This window comes from Janthinobacterium lividum (genome assembly GCF_011601275.1).
Lineage (GTDB): Bacteria > Pseudomonadota > Gammaproteobacteria > Burkholderiales > Burkholderiaceae_D > Janthinobacterium > Janthinobacterium lividum_E.
In genome coordinates, this window is the sequence record NZ_JAAOLY010000001.1 from 282,521 (window position 1) to 303,986 (window position 21,466).

Sequence of the window (21,466 nt, forward strand, 5' to 3'; positions counted from 1 at the left end):
AATAATTTTAGATTTCCCTGAACTGCCCCCGTTATCCGTGGGTACATGCAATAGAGCATGACAGCGACCAGGGAAATCTCATGCAACCATCCAGCACGGCAGCAACCATTACCACCGGCCAACGTGGCCGCATCCTCGCCTACCAACCGAGCGGACAAGGTTCCGTCAGCGTGGCCGGCATCCAACATGCGTTCGACGTGGCCACGCACTGGCGCTCGGACGTGGCGCCCGCCATCAACGCCGTCGTCGACGTGCGCTTCGATGAGGCTGGCAGCCTCGCCACCGTCAGCGCCGTGGCGACACAGCAACTGGCGCAGGAAGAGATGGCCGGCGCGGCGAAACTGGCGCGCGAAAAAAGCCAGCAACTGTGGGGCCAGGCCGTGTCCGCCCTGGGCATCAAGGTGCTGGCCAGCCTCGGCGTCCTGATCGCCGGCGCCTTTTTCTTCAACACCATCGGCATCCGTTTGTTCGCTTCCGTCTCGCGCACCTATTGGCAGTTGCTGGGCCTGTCCGCGGACAGCCTGGAAAGCTTTGCCCGCGATGGCGGCGGCGGTTTTACTTCCGCACAATTTTTCTTCCTGCTGGCCATTGCCGGATGCTGCGCCACCATGGTTAGCAAGCACCCGAAAGCGGCGCTGGGCAAGTGCGCGCCGCTGCTGTTCATCGTCATCCACAGCAGCTTGCTGTTCATCAAGATCAAGGGCGCCGTCAGCGATGCGGGCAACGCCATGGGCGGCATCATGGGCACCCGCGCGGCCCGCATGGCCGAGCAGATGGCCAGCGAAATGCTGGGGCAAGTGTGGCAAGGACTCTCGTTCGGCATCGGCTTTTACCTGGTGCTGGCGTCTGCCATCGTCCTGGCCGCTTACGGCGTCGGCGAATACAAACGTAAAACCATCGGCTAATTCACCTCTTACATATTCATTGAAGGAAATATCATGCAACGTACCCTCCCTACCCTGCTCGCCATCGCCGTCCTGCTGTCCGCCTGCGGTAAAACAGAGACCACCACGTCGGCCGCCTCCGCTCCCGTCGCCGCGAATGTCGCCGACCTGGCCGCCAAGGCGCAAGTGAAGGCGGCCGCCGCCAGCCTGCCGCAAGCGGACGCTGCCACGCCAACGTCCAGCTATGTCGACATCACGAGCGGCCACCAGTTGATGTACAGCTACCTCGCCCTGTCCGGCGTGCCGCCCGACTACGCGGCGGTGGCCCAGCGCATCTCGCGCGAATATGCGGGCAGCAACGACGCCTTCCGCAAGCAGGAAGTGCTCGACGCCCTGAAACCACAGATCGACGCCAAGGTCAGCGAAGCGAAAACCAAGCGCTACCTGCGCTACCAGATCAATGGCCAGGGTGCGCTGTCGCCGTACGCCATGGACAAGGCCGCCTTCCCCGCCAAGTTCGCCGACGCGGGCACGTATTACTACATGTACGACAACGGCGACTACAAGCTGGCGTTCACGAATGGCGACGGTTATTCGCTGCTGAAAGTGGACCAGGAGGCGGCGCGCAAGATCGAAGCGGCGCGCAGCGGCTACAAGGATTTCGCCATCGTCGTATATGCCTACGCCCAGGAAGCGGACATGGCCAGCAACCAGGTCAAGGCGCAGATCGTCAAGGTGGCGATCAAGCTGAACGGGGAAGAAATTCCCGTCAGCCAGGCGCGGTAGAACGGGCTCGGTTACACTGTTCGCCACATTGCATCGGGATCGGGATCGGGACATATGGGCGAACAGACACTGGCGGAACAACATCTGGCAAACGGGCAACGGCTGCAGCAGCAAGGCAAGCTGATCGAAGCGATCAACGCTTACCAGGCCGCGTATAAACTGAATCCGGCCCTGGCCGAAGCGCAGCATTTCCAGGGACTGGCGATGCTGGAACTGGGCCAGGGCGCCATCGGCCTGGGCCTCATAAAACTGTCGCTCAAGCAGCAGCCGGACAACGCCCTGTTCCATTACAACCTCGGTAACGTGCTGCGCGGCACGGACAGCGAGGCGGCGCTGGCCAGCTACGCCACGGCGGCGCGACTGGCGCCGCACGAGCATGATTTCGCCATCAGCCATGCGGAATTGCTGATGGGGAAACAGCGGCTGACGGACACCATCGCCGAACTGGAACGGGCGCGCGCCCTGCGTCCGCAGCGCTGGCAAACCCTGCAGGGACTGGCCGAGCTGTACTACCGCACGGGACAGCAGGAACTGGCGTTGGAACGCTACGCGCAAGCCTTGGCGCTGCATCCGGCGCTGGCGCAAACGTGCCGCATCGGCTTTGCCAGCCCCGGCACGGAAAACACGGAACGGCTGACGACGCCCGACGTGCCGGCAAGCTTGCACGATTTTCTGCGCGAAACGGATTTGCACATCCTCGACGATTTCCTGCCCGACCCTGTTGCCTGGCGCGCGCAGGCGCTGGCGTTGCCGTTCGAGCAGCAGCGCTATGCGGGGCAGAATTATCCGGGCAGCCAGACGGCAGGCCAGTCCAGCCAGGCCATCATGGAGCGCATCGCCACGGCGCTGGGCCGGCCCATTCGTTTTATCTCGCCCGACAATGGCTCCTACCGCCTCAGCTATGCGGACGCCATGGCGCGCACCGATATTCATGTGGACAACGAGACGGGCAATAATTTCAATTTCTATGCGGGCGTGCTGTATTTGAACCCGCCCGAGCAGTGCCAGGGCGGCACTACCTTCTGGCGCCACCAGCCCAGCGGCTGGTACCGGCGATTACCCGAGGCGGACGTGAAAGCGGGCGGCTACGCCAGCTTCAAGGATTTCCAGAAGCGCTGGCTGCCGAACAGTAAAGTACAGAAATTCAACGACTTGCAGGAACAACGCGACAGTTGGCAAGCCCTGCTGGAAGTGCCGATGCGCCACAACCGCCTGATCGTGTACAAGGGCCACTACTTTCACTCGATCAGCAATGTGTTTGGCGACACGCCGGAGAATGGGCGGCTGGTACAGCTGTTTTTCTTTGAAGTGCCGGATTAAGTATCCTGCACACAACCACCGCCTCGGGTCAATACATGTCGGCCGCCGTCGCCCGCACAGCTTTTAAAAGCATATCCGCCCCCGGCGACAGCAAATGATCCTGCTGCCTGATGATGCCGAACGCATCCATCTTGCACGGCAGCTCGATGGGCAAGATGCTCAGCACGTTCAGCGATTCGTAGTAGTGCGCCACTTCCGTCGGCATCACGTGCAGCGAATCCGTCTGCTGCAGCAAGGACGTGATCAGGAGCAAGGCGGTCGTGTCGACCACGTCCACGGGCGGTTCCAGGCTGGCGCGGCGGAACATCATGTCGAAACGGTGGCGCAGGATGCTGCCTTGCGGCGGCAAGATCCACGGTTGGCCCGCCAGGTCCTTCAATTGCAGATTCTTGCGCGACAGCAGCGGGTGGCCGTTGCGGGCCACGGCGCTGGCCGGCTCTTCCGTCAATTCCTCGTAGATCAGCCCGGCGCTGCTTTCCTTTTCCAGGATGCGCCCGATCATGAAATCGAGGGTGCCGTGCTGCAGCATGTCCATCAAGGTGTTGCTGTGCTCCAGATGCACGCCGATGCGCATCAAGGGCGCCTGCTGCTTGATGCGGGCAATCGCACGCGGCAGCAAGGCCATGGCCGGCGTCATGATGACGCCCACCTCCACCTGGCCCGTCAAGCCCGACTTCAGGGCGACGATGTCGTCATGCGCCAGCGACAGGCTCGTCAGCGCCATGCGCGCGTGGCGTATCATCGTCTCCCCGTAGATCGTCGGCTCCATGCCGCGTGGCAACCGGTCGAACAGGCGCACGTCCAGCATCTCTTCCAGGTCCTTGATTTGCTTGGACGCGGCCGGCTGCGTCATGTGCAATTCTTCCGCCGCGCGGTGAATGTTGCGCTGCTCGTCAAGGGCGATCAACAACAGCAATTGCCGCGTCTTCAGGCGGGCTCGCAAGAACCAGTTGGGGTTGAGGGTATCCATGAATAAATCATATCATGATCGATATCAGTTTTAATTCAATATCGATGTTATAGATATCGGTATGTCTCCTTTTGATGCGTGCTCAACAAGCGTTCACAATGCCTTGCAGGCGGCGCTGGGGTTGGCGGCAGGCCCAGCCGTTTGCCGGATGAATTCGATGGTGCCGTCCGGCTTGTATTTCAGCTCCTCAACTGCAACGGAACGCCGGTATTCCCCGCCGCCGGGCAACTTGTCGTTGTGATAGAAGATGTAGGACTTGCCGTTGAACTCGATGATGGCCTGGTGAATGGTTTTCACGATGGCATTCTTGTCCATGATGGTGCCGCGGAAATGCCACGGCCCGGTGGGCGTCGGGCCCGTCGAATACGCCGTTTCCTCGGGGAAGTTGCGCGAGTACGACAAATAATACGTGTCCGCATGCTTGTGCATATAGGCCGCTTCCGTAAACGCATCCATGCCGAAGGTCAGGATCGGACCGTCCAGCTCCGTCATGTTGGCTTTCAGCTTGGCGTATTTCAAGACCGTGTTGCCCCAGTAAAGATAGGCCTGGCCATCCGTATCGATGAAGACGGCCGGGTCGATATCGTCCCAGGGAATGGCCGTCTGTTTCGTCATGTCGTTCGTGATCAGGGCGCTGCCGCGCGCGTCGACGAACGGGCCTGTCGGGCTGTCGGACACGGCCACGCCGATGGCCTTGCCCGGGATGGTTTTATGGTCGACGGTCGAATAGAAATAATACTTGCTGCCACGCTTGACGATGTCGCCGGCCCACGCATCCTTGCCGGCCCACGCGAAGGTGGAAAAGCGCACGGGCGAGCCGTGATCCGTCCAGTTCGCCATGTCGCACGAGGAATACACGCGCCACTCGTGCATGCGGTAATCCGTATCCGTGGCGCTCGCTTCATCGTGGCCCACGTACAGGTACACCCTGCCATTGTCGACCAGCGCGGCCGGGTCGCCCGTGTAGATATCCTTGACGATGGGGTTGGCCGCCTGCGCGCCGAATGGGGCGCAGGCGAGCGCCGCCGCCATGCCGATGGCTGCGGCAAGTTTATTCTTGTGAAACATGTTATTAACTCCGATTGGTATTCTTCTGGCCCATGGCCATCAGTCTTTGCACGACGCAAAAGACAAACAGCAAGCCGCCGATGACGATCTTGGTCCACCACGAGCTGAGGGTGCCGTCGAAGGCGATCAGGGTCTGGATGGTGCCCAGCACCAGCACGCCGGACAGCGCGCCCGCCACATAGCCGTAGCCGCCGCTAAGCAGGGTGCCGCCGATGACAACGGCGGCAATCGCGTCCAGTTCCGTGCCTTGCGCATGCAAGCCATAGCCGGACAGCATGTAGAACGAAAACAGCACACCGCCCAGCGCCGCGCAAAAGCCGCTGAACGCGTAAATGAAGACCTTGGTGCGGCCCACGGGCAGCCCCATCATCAGGGCCGACTGCTCATTGCCGCCGATCGCATACACGGCGCGGCCGAACGGCGTGGCATGCGCCAGCCAGATGGCCAGCAGCAGGGTCAACACGGCAACCACCACGCCCGGTGAAACAAAGCCGCCCAAGAACCCCAATTGCGTTTGCGACATGGCGACGAACAGCGGGTCATCGATGGTGATGGAATTGATGCTGATCAGATAGCACAGTCCGCGCGCCAGAAACATGCCGGCCAGGGTAACGATGAAGGGCTGCAATTTGAAATAATGGATCAGCGCGCCCATGCCGGCGCCAAAGACGGTGCCCAGCGCCAGCACGGTGACGATCACCAAGAGCGGCGGCCAGTGCGCCACGTGGAGCAGCCAGGCGGCGATCATGGTCGACAGGGCCAGCACGGACCCGACGGACAGATCAATGCCGCCGGAAACGATGACGAAGGTCATGCCGACGGCGATCACCAGCAAAAAGGCGTTATCGATCAACAGGTTGAAGATCACTTGCGTCGACAGCAGGCCCGGATAGGCGGCGCCGCCCAGGCCCAGCATCACCACCAGCAGCAAGACCGTGACGAGCGAGGTGAAATACGGGGTGTGCAGCAAGCCCTTCATGCTTTTCTCCGATGCAGCAATTGCTTGAATTCCGACGATTGCGACAGGCAGACGAGGAAGACGACGACCGACTTGACGACCATATTGACTTCCGGCGGCACGCCCAGCGAATAGATTGTGTAGGTCAGGGTCTGGATGATGAGCGCGCCTATCATGCTGCCGACTAAGCTGAACTTGCCGCCAGCCAGCGAAGTGCCGCCCAGGGTCACGGCCAGGATGGCGTCGAGTTCCAGCATCAGGCCCGCATTGTTCGCGTCGGCGCTCTTGATGTTTGAGCTGATCATCAGGCCCGACAGGCCAGCGCAGGCGGCGCAAAACACGTAGACGAAGAAGATCAGGGTCGCCGTCTTGATGCCGGCCAGGCGCGCCGCGACGGGGTTGATGCCGACGGCCTGGATGAACAGGCCCAGGGCCGTCTTGCGCATCAGCACGGCCGTGATGATGAACACGGCAGCGACGAGGAACAGGGAAAACGGCAAGCCGAACAGGTAGCCGCTGCCGATGAAAAAGAACGGTTGATAATAGACGGTGACGATCTGCCCATCCGTCAGCAATTGCGCCAGGCCACGTCCCGCCACCATCAGGATCAGGGTCGCGACGATGGGCTGCAAACCGAGGCCCGCCACCAGCACGCCATTCCAGGCGCCGCACAGCAGGGCCGCGCCCAGGGCGGCGGCCAAGGCCCAGCCCATGGGGATGTTGCTCACGTAGGTCGGCACGCCGTTGTCCATCACCATGGTGCCGCCGATCAGCATGGCGGCTACCGTACCGGACAGGGCCACGACGGCGCCCACGGAAATATCGATGCCGCGCGTGGCGATGACCAGGGTCATGCCCAAGGCCGCCAGCATCAGCGGGGCGGCACGGTTGACGATGTCGATCACGCTGCCGTACAAATGGCCGTCGCGGATCTCCAGATGGAAAAAGCCGGGGATGGCGAAGAAGGCCACCAGCAACAGCAGCAACAGCGCGGCCAGGGGCCGGCTCAGGGGATGGTGCAGAACGGTATGCAAGGCGGACGTACCCGTAGTGGAAGCCGGACGCGCCAGTGGCGCGTTCGATGGCGTGGATAAACTCATGTGGCGTCTCCGGCGATCACTTGCAGCACGGAGCTGTCGTCCAGCTCGCCGCGCGCATAGTCGCCGCAGGCCTTGCGGTCGCGCATGACGAGGATGCGGTCGCTGCAGCGCAGCACTTCCGGCAACTCCGACGAGATGAACAGGATGGCCATGCCCTTGCGACAGAGTTTGGCCACATAGCTCATGATTTCCTGCTTGGCGCGCACATCGATGCCGCGCGTCGGTTCATCGAGAATCAGCATGGCCGGCGACGTCACCAGCCAGCGCGCCAGCAAGGCTTTCTGCTGATTGCCGCCCGACAGGCTGCCGATCGGCGTTTCGATGCTGGCCGTCTTGATGCCCAGCGCCTTGACGTACTCGTCGGCCAGCGCCTGCTGGCGTTTGAAGGGAATGGCGCGCAGCAAGCCCGTGCGGGCCTGCAAGGCCAGGATAATGTTTTCGCGCACGGACAGCGACAGGATCGCGCCCTCGTGCTTGCGGTCTTCCGAGCAAAAGCCGATGTCCTGGGCAATCGCGTCGCGTGGCACGTTGAACTGGCGTATCTTGCCTTGCATGACGATGCTGCCGGAATCGGCCTTGTCGGCGCCGAACAGCAAACGCGCCAGTTCCGTGCGGCCCGAACCGAGCAAACCGGCCAGGCCCAGCAATTCGCCCTGGCGTATTTGGAAATCCATGGGCAGCAGCGCACCTTTGCGGCCCAGTCCCTGCGCTTCGAGCACAGTCGGACCAAAGCTGGCGGCACCCGCTTCCTGCGCCAGATCCAGCGCTTGTTCCTGCGTGTCGGCCGCCACGCCGATCATTTTATTCACCAGCGCCAGGCGCGACAGTTCGCTGCATGCATACTCTCCTTCGCGCTCGCCATTGCGCATGACGGTGATGCGGTCGGAAATGGCGTAGGTCTGGTCGAGGAAATGGGTCACAAACAGAATCGCCATGCCCTGCTCGCGCAGGCGGCGCAACACGGAAAACAGCAGATTGACTTCCGCCTCGTCCAGGCTGGACGTGGGTTCGTCGAGGATCAGCACGCGGGCCGAAATGTTCAGCGCGCGCGAAATGGCCACCATTTGCTGGATGGCCAGCGGAAAGCTGGACAGTTGCGCGGTGACATCGATGTCGATCTGCAACTGCTGCAGCAAGGCACGCGCCTGCTGCTGCATGGAACGCCAGTCGATGGCCCCGAAGCGGCGCGGGTAGCGGCCGATAAAAATATTTTCCGCCACCGACAGGTTCGGGCACAGATTGACTTCCTGGTACACGGTGCTGATGCCCAGTCCCTGGGCATCCGACGTGGACGCGGGGGCGATGGATTTGCCATCAAGCAAAATCTGGCCGCTGTCGGGCGTGTAGACGCCCGTCAGCACCTTGATCAGGGTCGATTTCCCGGCGCCGTTCTGCCCCATCAAAGTGTGCACTTCGCCCGGATACAGGCGCAGGGCAACGTCGCTGAGGGCTTTGACGCCGGGAAAGGACTTGCTGATGCCGCGCAACTCCAGCAAGGGAGCTGGCGCGGCGTTGTGTTGCGCTTGCGTATTCATCATGCGGCAAGCTTAGTACTTACGATTCGGGAATTCCTTGGCGGCCACCTCGGCAGGGAACACGCCTTCCACCGTCGTGATGCGCGCTGGCACGGGTTTACCGGCCACCACATCGCGGGCAATCGACATCAATTGCGGACCCAGCAGGGGGCTGCATTCCACGGTGACGTTCAGCTTGCCGGCAATCATGGCTTCGAACGCGCCTTTGACGCCATCGATCGAAATGATGATGATGTCCTTGCCTGGTTTCATGCCCGCTTCTTCGATGGCCTGGATGGCGCCGATGGCCATGTCGTCATTGTGCGCGTACAGCACGTTGATCTTCTTGCCTTCGGCCTTCAGGAACGCCTCCATTACTTCCTTGCCCTTGGCGCGCGTAAAGTCGCCCGTTTGCGAACGGATGATCTTCAGCTTGGGATTCTTGCCGATGACTTCCTGGAAGCCTTCCTTGCGGTCGATGGCCGGCGCGGAACCGACCGTGCCTTGCAGCTCGACGATGTTCAGTTGCGCGTCCGGGGTTTTCTTGGCGTGCTCGAGCAGCCACTGGCCGGCGCGGCGGCCCTCTTCCACGAAATCGGAACCGATGAAGGTCACGTACAGCGATTTATCGGTGACATTGACGGCGCGGTCCGTCAGGATGACGGGAATCTTGGCAGCCTTGGCTTCGCGCAAGACCGTATCCCAGCCGGACTCAACGACGGGCGAGAAGGCGATCACGTCGACCTTTTGCGCGATGAACGAGCGCAGGGCCTTGACCTGGTTTTCCTGCTTTTGCTGCGCGTCGGCAAATTTCAGGGTGACACCATCTTTCTTGGCCGCCTCCTTGATGGAGACGGTATTGGCGGTGCGCCATTCGCTTTCGGCGCCCACCTGCGAAAAGCCCATGACGAGGGGCTTGGCGGCAAAGGCGGAAGAAGTAGCGGACAGTGCCAACAACATGGCGCTGGCGAGGAGTGTGCGGCGTGTCAATTTCATTCTTGTCTCCAGTTTTTTTGGAATACCATCACAGCCGGATGCCGGATGGGCGGTTTTTTATGAACCCATGGTAGGAGAAAGCAACATAGCCATCCAATCAATTCTTTTTCGCTTGTGATATCGATTTGCGTATCACCTGCCGCCCATCCCCTGCCCGGCTTACCGTTTGGCTGCCGGCAATTGCCGACTTTGATAGCGGTTCAAGTCGCGCGCGTCGACTTGCGGCCAGCCATCCTTGTCCCACGTCATGGGCAGTATCTTGAGCTTCTGCAAGTAATTGTCCGCCGTCTCGTAGGCGTGCAGCACCAGGTAATCCTTGCCATCAAACGTGTAGGCACTGTTGTGGCCGAGGCCTTGCCAGTCCTTGTCGCCTTTCAGCACTACCGTGCCGCCGCCCTGCGCCATGTCGCGGCCATCCTTGTCCAGGTAGGGCCCCGTCACGCTCTTGGCGCGGCCCACGGCCAGGTGGTAGGTGCTTTTTTCCTTCTGGCAGCATAAGCCCCAGGAAACGAAAAGGAAGTAGTCGTTGCCGCGCTGGAAGATGAACGGCGCTTCGATTTCCTCGGGCGCCGGCTTGAATTCACCCGCGCGTGGCGGCAGCGGCACGCGTCGAGCGAGGGAATGCCACTCTTGCGGTTCCGCAATGCGGGTCCAGTCTTTGTTGAGTTTCACCAGCTTGATGCCGTTCCAGAAGGAGCCGAACGACATCCACGGCGTGCCCTTGGCATCGGTGATGATGTTCGAATCGATGGCGTTCCACTCGTCGCGCTCGGGCACCGATTGCAGCAGCATGCCCTGGTCGACCCAGCGATAGTCGGGCGAACGGGGATTCAAGGTCGTGTTGACGGTCACGCCGATGCCGGACGTATTCTTGCCGAAGCCGGATACGGAGTAGTACAGGTAATATTTTCCATCGTGAAATTGCACGTCGGGCGCCCAGATATGGTCGTCAAATGATGGCGCGGCCGTCTTGGCCCAGGTCGGCTGGCCCGCGAAGACGCGCCCTTCCGGCTGCCAGTCGAGCATATTTTTCGAACTGTAAAAGGTGATGCCGGGACCCGTGCTGTACAAATAATACGTGTCGCCTTCCTTGGCCATCACGGGGTCGTGCACGCTGACCTGGGCCGCATGCGCGGCAGCCATGATCGCCAGGGTGCCCAGGATGGCGGCCATGCCGCGTGTCAATATGTGCATCGTCTTCTCCAGAAATGACAGGCCGGCCCGTCATGCGGGCCGGCTCAATAAACGACAAGTGGCGGACAGCTTAGTCGACGGCCACCACCACGACGGCCTTGGCCGGCACGGACACGGTCAGCTTGCCGCCTTGCGCCTTGGCATTGAACGCCACCGGCTGCACTGCTTGCGGTTGCGCAAAGCTGTTGACGGCATCCATCTTGCCTGCGGTCAGCACGCGCCCCGTCACGCTGGCCACCTGCTTGCCGGCCAGCGCCACGCTCACATCGATGGCCTTGTGCGGGTTCGTATTGACCAGCGACAGATACACCTTGCCATCCTTGCCGCGCGCGGCCGAGGCGCTCACTTCCGGAATGCTGACCTTGCCCAGGCTGTACTTGCCATTGCCCTGGATGGCGACCGGCAGGGACGTGGCGTCCTGGAACGGCACGTACATTTCAAACGCGTGATACGTAGGAGTGAGGAAATATTTGTCCTTGTCCGTGATGATCATCGCTTGCAGCACGTTGACCATTTGCGCGATATTCGTCATGCGCACCCGATCCGCGTGGGCGTGGAAAATATTGAAGTTCAGGGCCGCGACCAGCGCATCGCGCAAGCTGTTTTGCTGGAACAAAAAGCCCGTATTGGTGCCCGGCTCCACGTCGTACCAGGTGCCCCATTCATCGACGTACAAGCCCGTCTTTTTCGAGGGGTCGTTCTTGTCGATGGCGGCGATATTGTTCTTGATCAAGCTATCGATGCGCAGGGTGCGGCTCAGGGTGGAAATCCACTCATTTTCGCCAAAGCCCGTGGCGGCGCCCTTCTTTTCCCAGACGCCGGTCGGCACCGTGTAGTAGTGGAAACTGATGGCATCCATCATGTTCGGCTTGATCTCGCGGCTGAGGGTACTGGACCAGCTGATGTCGTCGTCATTGCCGCCGCTGGCGATGAATTTCGGGCGCGCGCTTTCCGGCGTCTTCATGAAGGTGTGATAGTGCTTGTACAGGTCGGCATAGTACTGCGGACGCATATTGCCACCGCACCCCCACGCTTCATTGCCGATGCCAAAGTAATCGACCTTGTACGGCTGGGCGCGGCCATTCTTGCGGCGCAGCTCGGCCAGGGTCGATTTGCTGTCCGAGGTCATGTATTCGAGCCATTCGGACATTTCCTGCGGCGTGCCGGAACCCAGATTGCCGTTGATATAGGTCTGCGCGCCCAGGAGTTCCGCCAGGTCGAAGAATTCATGCGTGCCGACGGCGTTCGATTCTTCCACGCCGCCCCAGTTGGTGTTGACCTTGGTCGGGCGCTTGTCGCGTGCGCCGATGCCATCTTTCCAGTGGTATTCATCGGCAAAGCAGCCGCCCGGCCAGCGGACCAGGGGCACGTGCAACTGTTTCAGCGCGCCCAGCACGTCATTGCGCCAGCCCTTGGTATTCGGAATGCTGGACTCCGGTCCCACCCACATGCCTTCGTAGATACCCGTGCCCAGGTGTTCGGCGAACTGGCCGTACACGTTCTTGTTGATCACGGCACCGGGCTTGGCCACGTCGATGGTGACCTTGACGGGCGCGGCAAAGGCACTGCCGGCGGCCATGGCCAGGCTGAGGGCCACGATGCTGGTATGGATGAGTTTCATGCTGTCTCCTGTTTTTTAGTGAAAAGCAAGGGCCGGGATCAACCCGGCAATATGGAATGGCGATGCCTCTCCTGCCGCGGGGTTGGGGCGGCAAGAGCGGTGTTTCAAAGGAGGAAGATGGCTGCGGGCAAACCCGCGGCCGACAAAACGTTCAGGGCTAGGCGCCTTGCCGAAGACAGTACGAATGTACGGCTAGGCGAGGCAACAACGCCCTGGACGTTTTGTCACACCCAGCCGGCATCGACGATGAATTCTTGGGAGGAGCACATCGCGCCGTCATCGGAGGCAAGGAACAGCACCATGGCGGCGATGTCCTGTGGCATCAGCTTGCTCGGCAAGCACTGGCTTTTCTTGATTTCCACTTCCGCCGCGTCGTCGACCCACAGGTCGATCTGGCGCTGTGTCATGACCCAGCCCGGTGTGACGGTATTGACGCGGATATTGTGGGCGCCATAATCGCGCGCCAGGCCCCGCGTGAGGCCCACGACAGCCGCCTTGGTGGTGGCATACACAGGGTAGCCGCCCGACTTCATGTGCCAGGAAATCGAGCTGACGTTGATGATGGAACCGCCGCCCTTGCGCTTCATGCCCTCGAAGACGGCCTGGCACGTGAAGAACATGGGACGTTGATTGATCGCAATGCGCTCGTTCCAGTATTCCAAGGTGACGTCCTGCGCCTGGTGGCGCTGGTCGTTGGCGGCATTGTTGACGAGGATATCGAAGTCGCCCAGCTTGTCGGCCAGTTCGGCCATGACGGCCTGCAAGGATGGAATATCCGTGATGTCGCAATGACGGAAAATGGGTGCCGTCAGGCCCGCTTCGGCCAGGCGGCGGCACAGGGCCTCGCTCGCTTCCACGGCGATATCGACAAACGCCACCAGCGCGCCCTGGGCGGCAAACTCCGCCACCAGGGATTCGCCGATGCCGCTGCCGCCACCCGTGATAAACACGCGCTTGCCCTGCAAGCTGCCATATTTCGCCAATTGCTTCATCTTGTCTCCGCCTGTGTATTTTTATTTTTTGTGATTAAAGTTTACCCAGCACGCCATCGTGACGGCGCCAGATGCCCAGCGGATTATCGTCGCGCAGCGACTCCGGCAGCAAGTCTTGCGGCAGGTTCTGGTACGAAACGGGACGCAGGAAGCGGTTGATGGCCGCAGTGCCCACGGACGTGCTGCGGCCATCCGACGTGGCCGGGAACGGGCCGCCGTGCACCATGGCCGTCGACACTTCCACGCCCGTCGGGAAACCGTTGGCCAGGATGCGGCCCACGCGGCGCTCCAGCACGGGCAGCAGGCGGCGCGCATCGTCCACGTCGCCGGCATCCATTTGCAGGGTGGCCGTCAGCTGGCCTTCCAGGCTTTCCGTGATCGCCAGCAATTGCTCGATGTCGCGGCAAGCGACCAGCAGGGAAGCGGGACCGAAGACTTCGTCGCGCAGATCGTGCTTGGCCAGGAACGCTTCGCCCGACGTGACGAACAGGGCGGCGGCGCCCTTGCCTTCGTCGCCCGTGTTTTGCACCAGCGGCGTCACGTCGGCATGCTGCGCCAGGGCGGCGACGCCCTTGGCATAGCTGCTGGCGATGCCAGCCGTCAACATGGTGGCGGCAGGCGCCGGCGCCAGCGCTTCGGCGGCAGCGGCGGCAAACGCCGTAAAGTCAGGGCCTTCCAAGCCCAGCACGAGGCCCGGATTGGTACAGAACTGGCCCACGCCCATGGTCAGCGAGGCGGCAAAGCCGCTGGCGATCGCCGCACCACGGGCGGCCAGCGCCTGTGGCAGCACGAAGACGGGATTGATGCTGCTCATTTCTGCATACACAGGGATCGGCTGCGGACGTTCCGCCGCCACCTTCATCAGGGCGATGCCGCCCGAGCGCGAACCCGTAAAGCCGACAGCCTGGATGGCGGGATGGGCCACCAGGGTCTGGCCGATGCCATTGCCCGTGCCCGTCAGCAAGGCGAACACGCCAGCCGGCAGCTTGGCAATCTCGATCGCCTTGACGATGGCGCGCGCCACCAGCTCCGACGTGCCCGGATGGGCCGAGTGGGCTTTCAGGACGACTGGGCAGCCGGCAGCCAGGGCCGAGGCCGTATCGCCGCCGGCCACCGAGAAGGCCAGCGGGAAGTTACTGGCCGCAAACACAGCGACGGGGCCCAGGCCGATCATGCGCAAACGCAAGTCAGGACGCGGTGGCACACGCTCAGGCAAGGCCGAATCGATGCGCGCATCGGTCCAGGAACCCTCGCGCAGCAAGCCGGCGAACAATTTCAATTGCCCCACCGTGCGGCCTCGTTCGCCTTCCAGGCGCGCGCGCGGCAAGCCGCTTTCCGTCATGGCGCGCACGATCAGGTCGTCGCCCAGCTCAAGGATTTGCGCGGCGATGGTGTCCAGAAAATCGGCGCGTTCCGCGTCGCTGGTGGCGCGGAACGGGTCGAAGGCCGTTTGGGCCAGGCGGCACGCCGCGTCGATTTGCGCGGCGTCGACCATGTGGAAAGCGGGCGCGATGTGGGTGCGCGCGGCCGGGTCCCACGCTTCGAAGGAGCCGCCATTGCCCTTGACGGCGACGCCGCCGATCAATGCATCACCGGTGATATTGAAACTCATAATGTGCTCACTTTCGCAAATTCGGTTGGGAAGACGTCGAGGCGGTTGCGCAAGGCAGGGCCAAACGCGGGCGCTTCGATTTCAAAAGTTTCGCCCGGCGCCACGCTCACACCATCGGCAAAGCTTAACGTTGCCGTGCCAAAGAAGTGCACGTGCACATCGCCAGGGCGCTTGAACAGCGGATACTTGAAGTGATGGTGTTCCAGGTTGGCAATCGTATGCGACATATTCTCTTCGCCGCTGACGAACGCTTTTTCCCAGCGCACATTGCCAGCCGCGTCCAGCACGCGCGAGGCGCCGGCGATATGCGCGGGCAATTCGCCCACCAGCAGGGCCGGGCCCACGCTGCAGGCGCGCAACTTCGAGTGGGCCAGGTACAGATAGTTCTGGCGCTCCGTGATGTGGTCCGAGAATTCATTGCCGATGGCGTAGCCGACCCGGTAGGGCTGGCCGTCGTCGCCGATCACGTACAGGCCGGCGATTTCCGGCTCTTCGCCGCCATCGAGGGCAAAGTCCGGCATGCGCAGCGGCTGGCCGCCGGCGCGCACGATGGAGCCGTCGCCTTTATAGAACCATTCAGGCTGGGCGCCGGCCGTGCCGTCAGCCGGCTTGCCGCCTTCCACGCCCAGGCGGAACATTTTCATCGAGTCGCTCAGGGACTCCGCATCGCCGCCGATCTTCTTGTGCATGGCGTCGCGCGCACCGGCGCTGCCCAGGTGGGTCAGGCCCGTGCCCGTCACGTAGCAGTGCGCTTCATCGGCATGATCGAGCGGTGGCAGCACGCGGCCGGCAGCGGCCACGTCCGCATAGGAATGCGTGGTATTGCCGACCGTGGCGTTGACCAGGTCCGCCAGGCTCACCTTTTTGCGGATGGCGTCTTGCGCCAGCGCATACGTCGTGTTGTAGCCTTCGATGACGCGGATGGCGTCGTCTTGCAGCAGGCCGACGAGGCGCCCGCCGTGTTCATTCGTAAATTGCAGCAACAGCATGGGATTCTCCGCTTAGTGTGAGTGGCGCGGCACGGCGGAACCGCGATTGCCGACCAGGAAGTCGAAATCGCAGCCTTCATCGGCCTGCAACACGTGTTCGATGTACAGCTGCTGGTAGCCGCTCTTCGGCCCGGGTGCGCTGCCCAGTTCGCGGGCCGCCAGGCGCTCGGCGATTTCCGCGTCGCTGATGTCGATGTTCAGGCTGCCGTTGTGGCAGTCCAGGGCGATCATGTCGCCGTCGCGCACGATGCCCAGCGGGCCGCCCGCCATCGCTTCCGGCGCCACGTGCAAGACGACGGTGCCGTAGGCCGTGCCGCTCATGCGTGCATCCGAGATGCGCACCATGTCGGTAATGCCTTGCGCCAGCAGTTTCGGCGGCAAGCCCATGTTGCCCACTTCGGCCATGCCAGGATAACCTTTCGGGCCGCAGTTCTTCATGACCAGCACGGAGTTCGCGTCCACATCGAGATCCGGATCAACGATGCGCGCCTTGTAATGTTCAAAGTCCTCAAACACGACGGCCTTGCCACGGTGCTGCATCAGATGCGGCGAGGCGGCCGACGGTTTCAGCACGGCGCCGCGTGGCGCCAGGTTGCCGCGCAACACGCAAATGCCGCCATCGGCCAGCAAGGGATTGTCCAAGGTGCGCACCACTTCATCGTTGTAGATCGGCGCTTCGACGCAGTTGTCCCACAGCGACTTGCCGTTGACGGTCAGCGCGTTCTTGTGCGGCAGCAAATCGCCCTCGCCCAGGCGGCGTATCACGGCCGGCAAGCCGCCCGCATAGTAAAACTCTTCCATCAGGAAACGGCCCGACGGCAGCAAGTCGACGATGGTCGGCGTGCCGCGGCCTACCTTGGTCCAGTCTTCCAGCGCCAAAGGCACGCCGATGCGCCCGGCAATGGCTTTCAGGTGGATCACGGCATTGGTCGAACCGCCGATGGCGGCGTTGACCTTGATGGCGTTTTCAAACGCTTCGCGCGTCAGCACTTTCGACAGGCGCAGGTCTTCGTGCACCATTTCGACGATGCGGATGCCCGACATGTGGGCCAGCACGTAGCGGCGCGAATCGACGGCGGGGATGGCGGCATTGTGCGGCAGGGACGTGCCCAGCGCTTCCGCCATGCTGGCCATCGTCGAGGCCGTGCCCATGGTGTTGCAGGTACCGGCCGAGCGCGACATGCCCGATTCGGCCGACATGAACTGGTGCAGGGTGATCGATCCGGCCTTCATCTGTTCGTGCAACTGCCACACGGCCGTGCCGGAACCGATGTCCTTGCCATTGAGCTTGCCGTTCAGCATGGGGCCGCCGCTGACGACGATGGTGGGGATGTCGACGCTGGCCGCACCCATCAGCAGCGCCGGCGTCGTCTTGTCGCAGCCGACCAGCAGCACGACGGCGTCCATCGGGTTGCCGCGAATCGATTCTTCCACGTCCATCGACGCCAGGTTGCGCGTCAGCATGGCCGTCGGGCGCAAATTCGATTCGCCATTCGAAAACACGGGGAATTCCACCGGGAAACCGCCCGCTTCCAGGATGCCGCGCTTGACGTGCTCGGCCAACTGGCGGAAATGCGCGTTGCAAGGGGTCAGCTCGGACCAGGTATTGCAGATGCCGATGATGGGCTTGCCGTGAAACTCGTGGTCAGGTATGCCCTGGTTTTTCATCCAGCTGCGGTACATGAAGCCGTTCTTGTCCTGCGAGCCGAACCACTCGGCCGAGCGCAGGGCTACCTTCTTTTTTGTCTCAGACATGCCATTCTCCTGGTTGTGCCATGCCGGATCTAATGTCGTCGGCCCGGGCAGCGATGTTGGAATACTAAAGAATCCTGCCATGCCTTTCCAATCAATTTTTAATGCGTTCCGATATCGAAAACGATATCCATAAGCACCAATGAAAACGCCCTGCGCGCGCGTGGCGGCAGGGCGTGGGCTGTTTTAGCGGCGGTGCTTACTCGGCGGAAAAGCGGTACACGGTTTCCGTTTGATACACCTGACCCGGGCGCAAAATGGTGCTGGGGAAGTGCGATTGGTTCGGCGAATCCGGGAAATGCTGGGTTTCCAGGCATAGCGCGCCGCGATAGCAGATGGCGCCTTGCTTGCCCTGCTGGCTGCCGTCGAGGAAATTGCCTGAATAAAACTGGATACCGGGCTCCTGCGTGTACACCTGCATCACCCTGCCCGATTGCGGCTCGCGCACGGTGGCGGCCAGGTTCAGCCCATGATCTGCCTGTTTATTGAGCACAAAGTTATGGTCGTAGCCGCGGCCGATGCGCAGCTGCTCATGCGGCAGAGCTATGCTGCTGCCGATGACGGTGCTCTGGCGCAAGTCGAACGGCGTGCCGGCCACGTCCGCCAGTTCGCCCGTGGGGATAGCCCCCGCGTCCACAGGCAGGTAGCGGTCCGCGTTGATGGACAACTCGTGGCCGAGGATATCGCCCTGCCCCGCCAGATTAAAGTAGCTGTGGTTGGTCAGGTTGATCGGGGTGGCCTGGTCCGTCACGGCGTGGTAGCGCAGGTGCAGCGCATTGTCGTTGTCCAGTTCGTACACGACGGTGACGTCCAGCTTGCCCGGATAACCGTCTTCGCCGTGCGGACTGCTGCGCGTGAACGTGATGCCCACGGCATCGTCCCTGGTGAACGGCGCGGCTTGCCACATAACCTGGTGAAAGCCCTGATTTCCGCCATGCAAGTGATTCGGCGGGTTATTCACGGCCAGCTGGTAATCCTTGCCGTCCAGACTGAAACGTCCCTCGGCGATGCGGTTGCCGAAACGGCCGATGACGGCGCCCAGGAAGGCGCTGTTGTGCAGATACGGCTCGATGCGATCAAAACCCAGCACCACATCGGCAAAGCTGCCGTCGCGGTCCGGCACGTGGATTTCGCTGATGATGGCGCCAAAGTCGAGCACCTTGACTTGCATGCCCTGGCGGTTGGTCAGGGTAAATACGCTCACGTGCTGGCCGTCGGGCAGGATGCCGAACGGCAATTGCGTCACTGAAACAGAATCAACTGGGGTCATGGCGTCAGTCCAGGTTTTACAGGGTCGATGAACGGCCAAACACAGGCATGCCTTGCGCATCCCAGCGCAACGGTTTGACAAAGGTATGGCGGTCCGGGTTCCACAGCGGGTCGCCAACGATTTCCGTATAGGTGCGGGCATGGTACACCAGCAACACACCTTCGCCATCGGCGGCCGTCGTGAAGCTGTTGTGGCCGGGGCCGTAGATGCCGTGCTCGTAACAGGTGGCAAACACGGGCTCGGGCGACTTGGTCCACGAGAACGGATCGAGCAGGTCGGACGTGTCATCGGCCCACAGCAAGCCCATCGCATAGTTTTCATCCGTGGCACTGGCGGAATAGCTGATGAAGATCTTGCCGTTACGCTTCAGCACGGACGGCCCTTCGTTGACCCAGAAGCCGCGGATTTCCCAGTCGAATTCCGGCTTGCTCAGCATCACGGGCGGACCGGCCAGCTGCCACGGCGTGGCCATCGGCGCGATGTACAGGTTCGAATTGCCCTCGATGGCCACATCTTTCTGCGCCCACAGGTAGTACAGCACGCCGTCGTGCTCGAACGTGGTGGCGTCCAGGCAGAAGGTGTCGATGCCCGTGTCGATCTGACCCATGAATTCCCACTCGCCTTCGAGCGGGTTCGCATTCGTATTGCGGATCGCATACATGCGGTGCTGGAACAGTTTATGTTTGATCTCGCGGCTCGGCGCGGCGGCGAAATACACATACCAGGCGCCCTGGTTGAAGTGCAGCTCGGGCGCCCACACCAGCTCGCTGTACGGCCCCGTTTCCGGCTTGTGCCACACGGCGACCGTTTGCGCGTCGGCCAGGCCGGCGATGCTGTCGGCACGGCGCAGTTCGATGCGGTCGTACTGGGGTACGGAGGCCGTAAAGTAATAGTAGCCGTCGCTGTGGCGGTAGATATGCGGGTCGGCGCGCTGTTCGATCAGCGGTTTCAAGACGTCTGCCATGTTGCTTGCTCCATTCAATTATTCTTACGCGGCCACGTAGCCGCGCTTGTGCATTTCCACTTTCACACCCGTGTAATAACTGTCGCTGATGCGGTACTTGAACATCAGCAAGCCCATCAGCAAATGGAAAAAGCCGGGGATGATCGACAGCATCAGGGCGATGCCGTTCAGGGCGAATTGCGTTTGCTCATGGTTGGGCTGGTAATCGAAATACGCGAGCAGCACGCCGACCAGGCCGCCCGCCACCGCCATGCCCGCCTTCTGGCAGACGGAAATGCCGCCAAAGGCAAAGCCGGAGACGCGCTTGCCCGTTTTCACTTGACCGTAATCGATGGTTTCCGCGATGGCCGACCAGAACACGGGCGCGTGCAAGTCTACGACAAAGGACAGCAGGAAATACAGGGCAAAGGCCAGCACGGTGTCGCTCGGCTTCACAAAGAAATAGATCGCCAGGCTGATCAGGGCGACGCCGATCTGCGTGTAGCGGAACAGTTTTACCTTGCAATAAAACTTGGTGATCCAGGTCGAGGCGATCATGGCCAGGATGGCGGCCACCACACCCGTCGTGAGGAAGGCGGCCACGGTTTCCGTGCTACCGCCCAGATAGTATTTCGCGTAATAAATGGCGACCGAGCCGCGCACCACGTAACCGATGGTGCCCGTGACGCACACGCCGCACAGCACCAGCCACTGGTCGTTCTGCAGCAGCACTTTCAACTGCGCCAGCAGCGATTGCTTTTCCACCACGTGCACGACGCGCTCGGTGGTGGAGAAATAACAGAACAGGAACAGGGCCACGCCCATGACGGCCATCACGGCCATGGCCGCCTGGTAGCCGACGGCCGGGTTGCCGCCGCCCCAGCGCTGCGACAGGATCGGCACGACGATGGTCACCATGAAGGCGCCGATCTTGGCGAAGAACAGGCGGTAGCCGTTGGCCGACAGGCGGTCCTGCGGGTCGCTCGTCAGGCCGCTGATCAGCGAAATGTAGGGAATGCCCACGCCGGCCGTCATGATGGTCATCAGGATATACGTCGAGTATGCCCAGATCAGCTTGGCGTCATATTGCCACTCGGGCGTGCTGAAGACAAAGAAGACGCTGACGCCATACGGCACGGCCAGCCACAGCAGGTATGGACGGTAGCGGCCCGAGGCAAAGCTGTAGCGGTCGGTGATCTGGCCCATGACCAGGTCGGCAATGGCGCCGATGACTTTCACGGCCACGAACAGCAGGGCCAGGTCGGTGGTTTTCAAGCCATAGATATCGGTATAGAAAAAGGTGATGATCAACATCATCGACGAGATGACGACATTGAGCGCCATGTCGCCGGCGCCGAAGCCGACCTTTTCAACGGTAGATAATTTTTGCGTCTCCATGCTTTCCGTCCATTCTTTTTATGATGAATCGTGTCTGACTGCCCAACTGACAGGGGCGTTGCCGGCCGAAACCATGGCAACGCCCTTGGATACTGCTAC

General features: G+C 61.7%; 18 protein-coding genes. 3 read left to right on the forward strand and 15 right to left on the reverse strand.

Going from position 1 to position 21,466, the window contains the following annotated elements:
* The first annotated feature begins 80 nt into the window (after positions 1-80).
* The 3 genes from GYK42_RS01330 to GYK42_RS01340 are packed head-to-tail and all read left to right on the forward strand — an operon-like array spanning position 81 to position 2,990.
* On the forward strand, positions 81-905 hold the full coding sequence (locus GYK42_RS01330; RefSeq protein WP_166446026.1) for a hypothetical protein: 825 nt from the start codon (positions 81-83) through the stop codon (positions 903-905).
* A gap of 33 nt (positions 906-938) precedes the next feature.
* Positions 939-1,670, forward strand: coding sequence for a hypothetical protein (locus tag GYK42_RS01335; protein ID WP_166446027.1), 732 nt, complete (start codon positions 939-941; stop codon positions 1,668-1,670).
* Between the two features lie 54 nt (positions 1,671-1,724).
* A complete protein-coding gene (locus tag GYK42_RS01340; protein ID WP_166446028.1) occupies positions 1,725-2,990 on the forward strand; it encodes a DUF6445 family protein in 1,266 nt (421 codons plus the stop codon).
* A gap of 28 nt (positions 2,991-3,018) precedes the next feature.
* Here GYK42_RS01340 and GYK42_RS01345 read toward each other — a convergent pair whose 3' ends face one another.
* The 15 genes from GYK42_RS01345 to GYK42_RS01415 all read right to left on the reverse strand — a co-directional run bounded on the left by GYK42_RS01345 (position 3,019) and on the right by GYK42_RS01415 (position 21,367).
* Positions 3,019-3,960 (reverse strand): LysR family transcriptional regulator, encoded by a 942-nt coding sequence (locus GYK42_RS01345; RefSeq protein WP_035823672.1) that lies wholly within the window; start codon positions 3,958-3,960, stop codon positions 3,019-3,021.
* A gap of 93 nt (positions 3,961-4,053) precedes the next feature.
* Positions 4,054-5,028 (reverse strand): glycoside hydrolase family 43 protein, encoded by a 975-nt coding sequence (locus GYK42_RS01350; protein WP_166446029.1) that lies wholly within the window; start codon positions 5,026-5,028, stop codon positions 4,054-4,056.
* Positions 5,029-5,032: 4 nt separating this feature from the next.
* Positions 5,033-6,007: a galactofuranose ABC transporter, permease protein YjfF gene (yjfF, locus tag GYK42_RS01355; protein WP_166446030.1), complete on the reverse strand. Its 975-nt coding sequence runs from the start codon at positions 6,005-6,007 to the stop codon at positions 5,033-5,035.
* Positions 6,004-7,086, reverse strand: a complete 1,083-nt coding sequence (locus GYK42_RS01360; RefSeq protein WP_139091368.1) for an ABC transporter permease — start codon at positions 7,084-7,086, stop codon at positions 6,004-6,006. Before GYK42_RS01360 ends, yjfF begins: the two co-directional genes overlap by 4 nt.
* On the reverse strand, positions 7,083-8,624 hold the full coding sequence (locus GYK42_RS01365) for a sugar ABC transporter ATP-binding protein (protein WP_166446031.1): 1,542 nt from the start codon (positions 8,622-8,624) through the stop codon (positions 7,083-7,085). The genes GYK42_RS01360 and GYK42_RS01365 overlap by 4 nt, the downstream gene beginning before the upstream one ends.
* A gap of 9 nt (positions 8,625-8,633) precedes the next feature.
* On the reverse strand, positions 8,634-9,596 hold the full coding sequence (locus GYK42_RS01370) for an ABC transporter substrate-binding protein (RefSeq protein ID WP_166446032.1): 963 nt from the start codon (positions 9,594-9,596) through the stop codon (positions 8,634-8,636).
* A gap of 159 nt (positions 9,597-9,755) precedes the next feature.
* The gene (locus tag GYK42_RS01375) at positions 9,756-10,790 is read right to left on the reverse strand and encodes an arabinan endo-1,5-alpha-L-arabinosidase (protein ID WP_240943367.1); all 1,035 of its coding nucleotides are present in this window, start codon (positions 10,788-10,790) and stop codon (positions 9,756-9,758) included.
* A 70-nt stretch (positions 10,791-10,860) separates the two neighbouring features.
* A complete protein-coding gene (locus GYK42_RS01380) occupies positions 10,861-12,411 on the reverse strand; it encodes an alpha-N-arabinofuranosidase (RefSeq protein WP_166446033.1) in 1,551 nt (516 codons plus the stop codon).
* A gap of 224 nt (positions 12,412-12,635) precedes the next feature.
* Positions 12,636-13,403: an SDR family NAD(P)-dependent oxidoreductase gene (locus GYK42_RS01385; RefSeq protein ID WP_058049305.1), complete on the reverse strand. Its 768-nt coding sequence runs from the start codon at positions 13,401-13,403 to the stop codon at positions 12,636-12,638.
* 34 nt (positions 13,404-13,437) lie between these two features.
* Complete coding sequence (locus GYK42_RS01390; RefSeq protein WP_166446034.1) at positions 13,438-15,015, reverse strand: aldehyde dehydrogenase (NADP(+)); 1,578 nt, start codon at positions 15,013-15,015, stop codon at positions 13,438-13,440.
* Positions 15,012-16,004 (reverse strand): AraD1 family protein, encoded by a 993-nt coding sequence (gene araD1, locus GYK42_RS01395; protein ID WP_046681929.1) that lies wholly within the window; start codon positions 16,002-16,004, stop codon positions 15,012-15,014. Before araD1 ends, GYK42_RS01390 begins: the two co-directional genes overlap by 4 nt.
* A gap of 12 nt (positions 16,005-16,016) precedes the next feature.
* Positions 16,017-17,759, reverse strand: coding sequence for an IlvD/Edd family dehydratase (locus GYK42_RS01400; protein ID WP_166446035.1), 1,743 nt, complete (start codon positions 17,757-17,759; stop codon positions 16,017-16,019).
* 196 nt (positions 17,760-17,955) lie between these two features.
* The gene (locus GYK42_RS01405; protein ID WP_166446036.1) at positions 17,956-19,026 is read right to left on the reverse strand and encodes an aldose epimerase family protein; all 1,071 of its coding nucleotides are present in this window, start codon (positions 19,024-19,026) and stop codon (positions 17,956-17,958) included.
* A gap of 16 nt (positions 19,027-19,042) precedes the next feature.
* The gene (locus tag GYK42_RS01410) at positions 19,043-19,990 is read right to left on the reverse strand and encodes a glycoside hydrolase family 43 protein (RefSeq protein ID WP_166446037.1); all 948 of its coding nucleotides are present in this window, start codon (positions 19,988-19,990) and stop codon (positions 19,043-19,045) included.
* A gap of 24 nt (positions 19,991-20,014) precedes the next feature.
* Positions 20,015-21,367, reverse strand: coding sequence for an MFS transporter (locus GYK42_RS01415; RefSeq protein ID WP_166446038.1), 1,353 nt, complete (start codon positions 21,365-21,367; stop codon positions 20,015-20,017).
* Positions 21,368-21,466: the final 99 nt, after the last annotated feature.

Excerpts from the sequence above, each read along its gene's own strand:
- GYK42_RS01330 (WP_166446026.1), top strand. The coding sequence starts at position 81 with ATGCAACCATCCAGCACGGCAGCAACCATTACCACCGGCCAACGTGGC.
- GYK42_RS01335 (WP_166446027.1), top strand. The coding sequence starts at position 939 with ATGCAACGTACCCTCCCTACCCTGCTCGCCATCGCCGTCCTGCTGTCC.
- GYK42_RS01340 (WP_166446028.1), top strand. The coding sequence starts at position 1,725 with ATGGGCGAACAGACACTGGCGGAACAACATCTGGCAAACGGGCAACGG.
- GYK42_RS01345 (WP_035823672.1), bottom strand. The coding sequence starts at position 3,960 with ATGGATACCCTCAACCCCAACTGGTTCTTGCGAGCCCGCCTGAAGACG.
- GYK42_RS01350 (WP_166446029.1), bottom strand. The coding sequence starts at position 5,028 with ATGTTTCACAAGAATAAACTTGCCGCAGCCATCGGCATGGCGGCGGCG.
- yjfF (WP_166446030.1), bottom strand. The coding sequence starts at position 6,007 with ATGAAGGGCTTGCTGCACACCCCGTATTTCACCTCGCTCGTCACGGTC.
- GYK42_RS01360 (WP_139091368.1), bottom strand. The coding sequence starts at position 7,086 with ATGAGTTTATCCACGCCATCGAACGCGCCACTGGCGCGTCCGGCTTCC.
- GYK42_RS01365 (WP_166446031.1), bottom strand. The coding sequence starts at position 8,624 with ATGATGAATACGCAAGCGCAACACAACGCCGCGCCAGCTCCCTTGCTG.
- GYK42_RS01370 (WP_166446032.1), bottom strand. The coding sequence starts at position 9,596 with ATGAAATTGACACGCCGCACACTCCTCGCCAGCGCCATGTTGTTGGCA.
- GYK42_RS01375 (WP_240943367.1), bottom strand. The coding sequence starts at position 10,790 with ATGCACATATTGACACGCGGCATGGCCGCCATCCTGGGCACCCTGGCG.
- GYK42_RS01380 (WP_166446033.1), bottom strand. The coding sequence starts at position 12,411 with ATGAAACTCATCCATACCAGCATCGTGGCCCTCAGCCTGGCCATGGCC.
- GYK42_RS01385 (WP_058049305.1), bottom strand. The coding sequence starts at position 13,403 with ATGAAGCAATTGGCGAAATATGGCAGCTTGCAGGGCAAGCGCGTGTTT.
- GYK42_RS01390 (WP_166446034.1), bottom strand. The coding sequence starts at position 15,015 with ATGAGTTTCAATATCACCGGTGATGCATTGATCGGCGGCGTCGCCGTC.
- araD1 (WP_046681929.1), bottom strand. The coding sequence starts at position 16,004 with ATGCTGTTGCTGCAATTTACGAATGAACACGGCGGGCGCCTCGTCGGC.
- GYK42_RS01400 (WP_166446035.1), bottom strand. The coding sequence starts at position 17,759 with ATGTCTGAGACAAAAAAGAAGGTAGCCCTGCGCTCGGCCGAGTGGTTC.
- GYK42_RS01405 (WP_166446036.1), bottom strand. The coding sequence starts at position 19,026 with ATGACCCCAGTTGATTCTGTTTCAGTGACGCAATTGCCGTTCGGCATC.
- GYK42_RS01410 (WP_166446037.1), bottom strand. The coding sequence starts at position 19,990 with ATGGCAGACGTCTTGAAACCGCTGATCGAACAGCGCGCCGACCCGCAT.
- GYK42_RS01415 (WP_166446038.1), bottom strand. The coding sequence starts at position 21,367 with ATGGAGACGCAAAAATTATCTACCGTTGAAAAGGTCGGCTTCGGCGCC.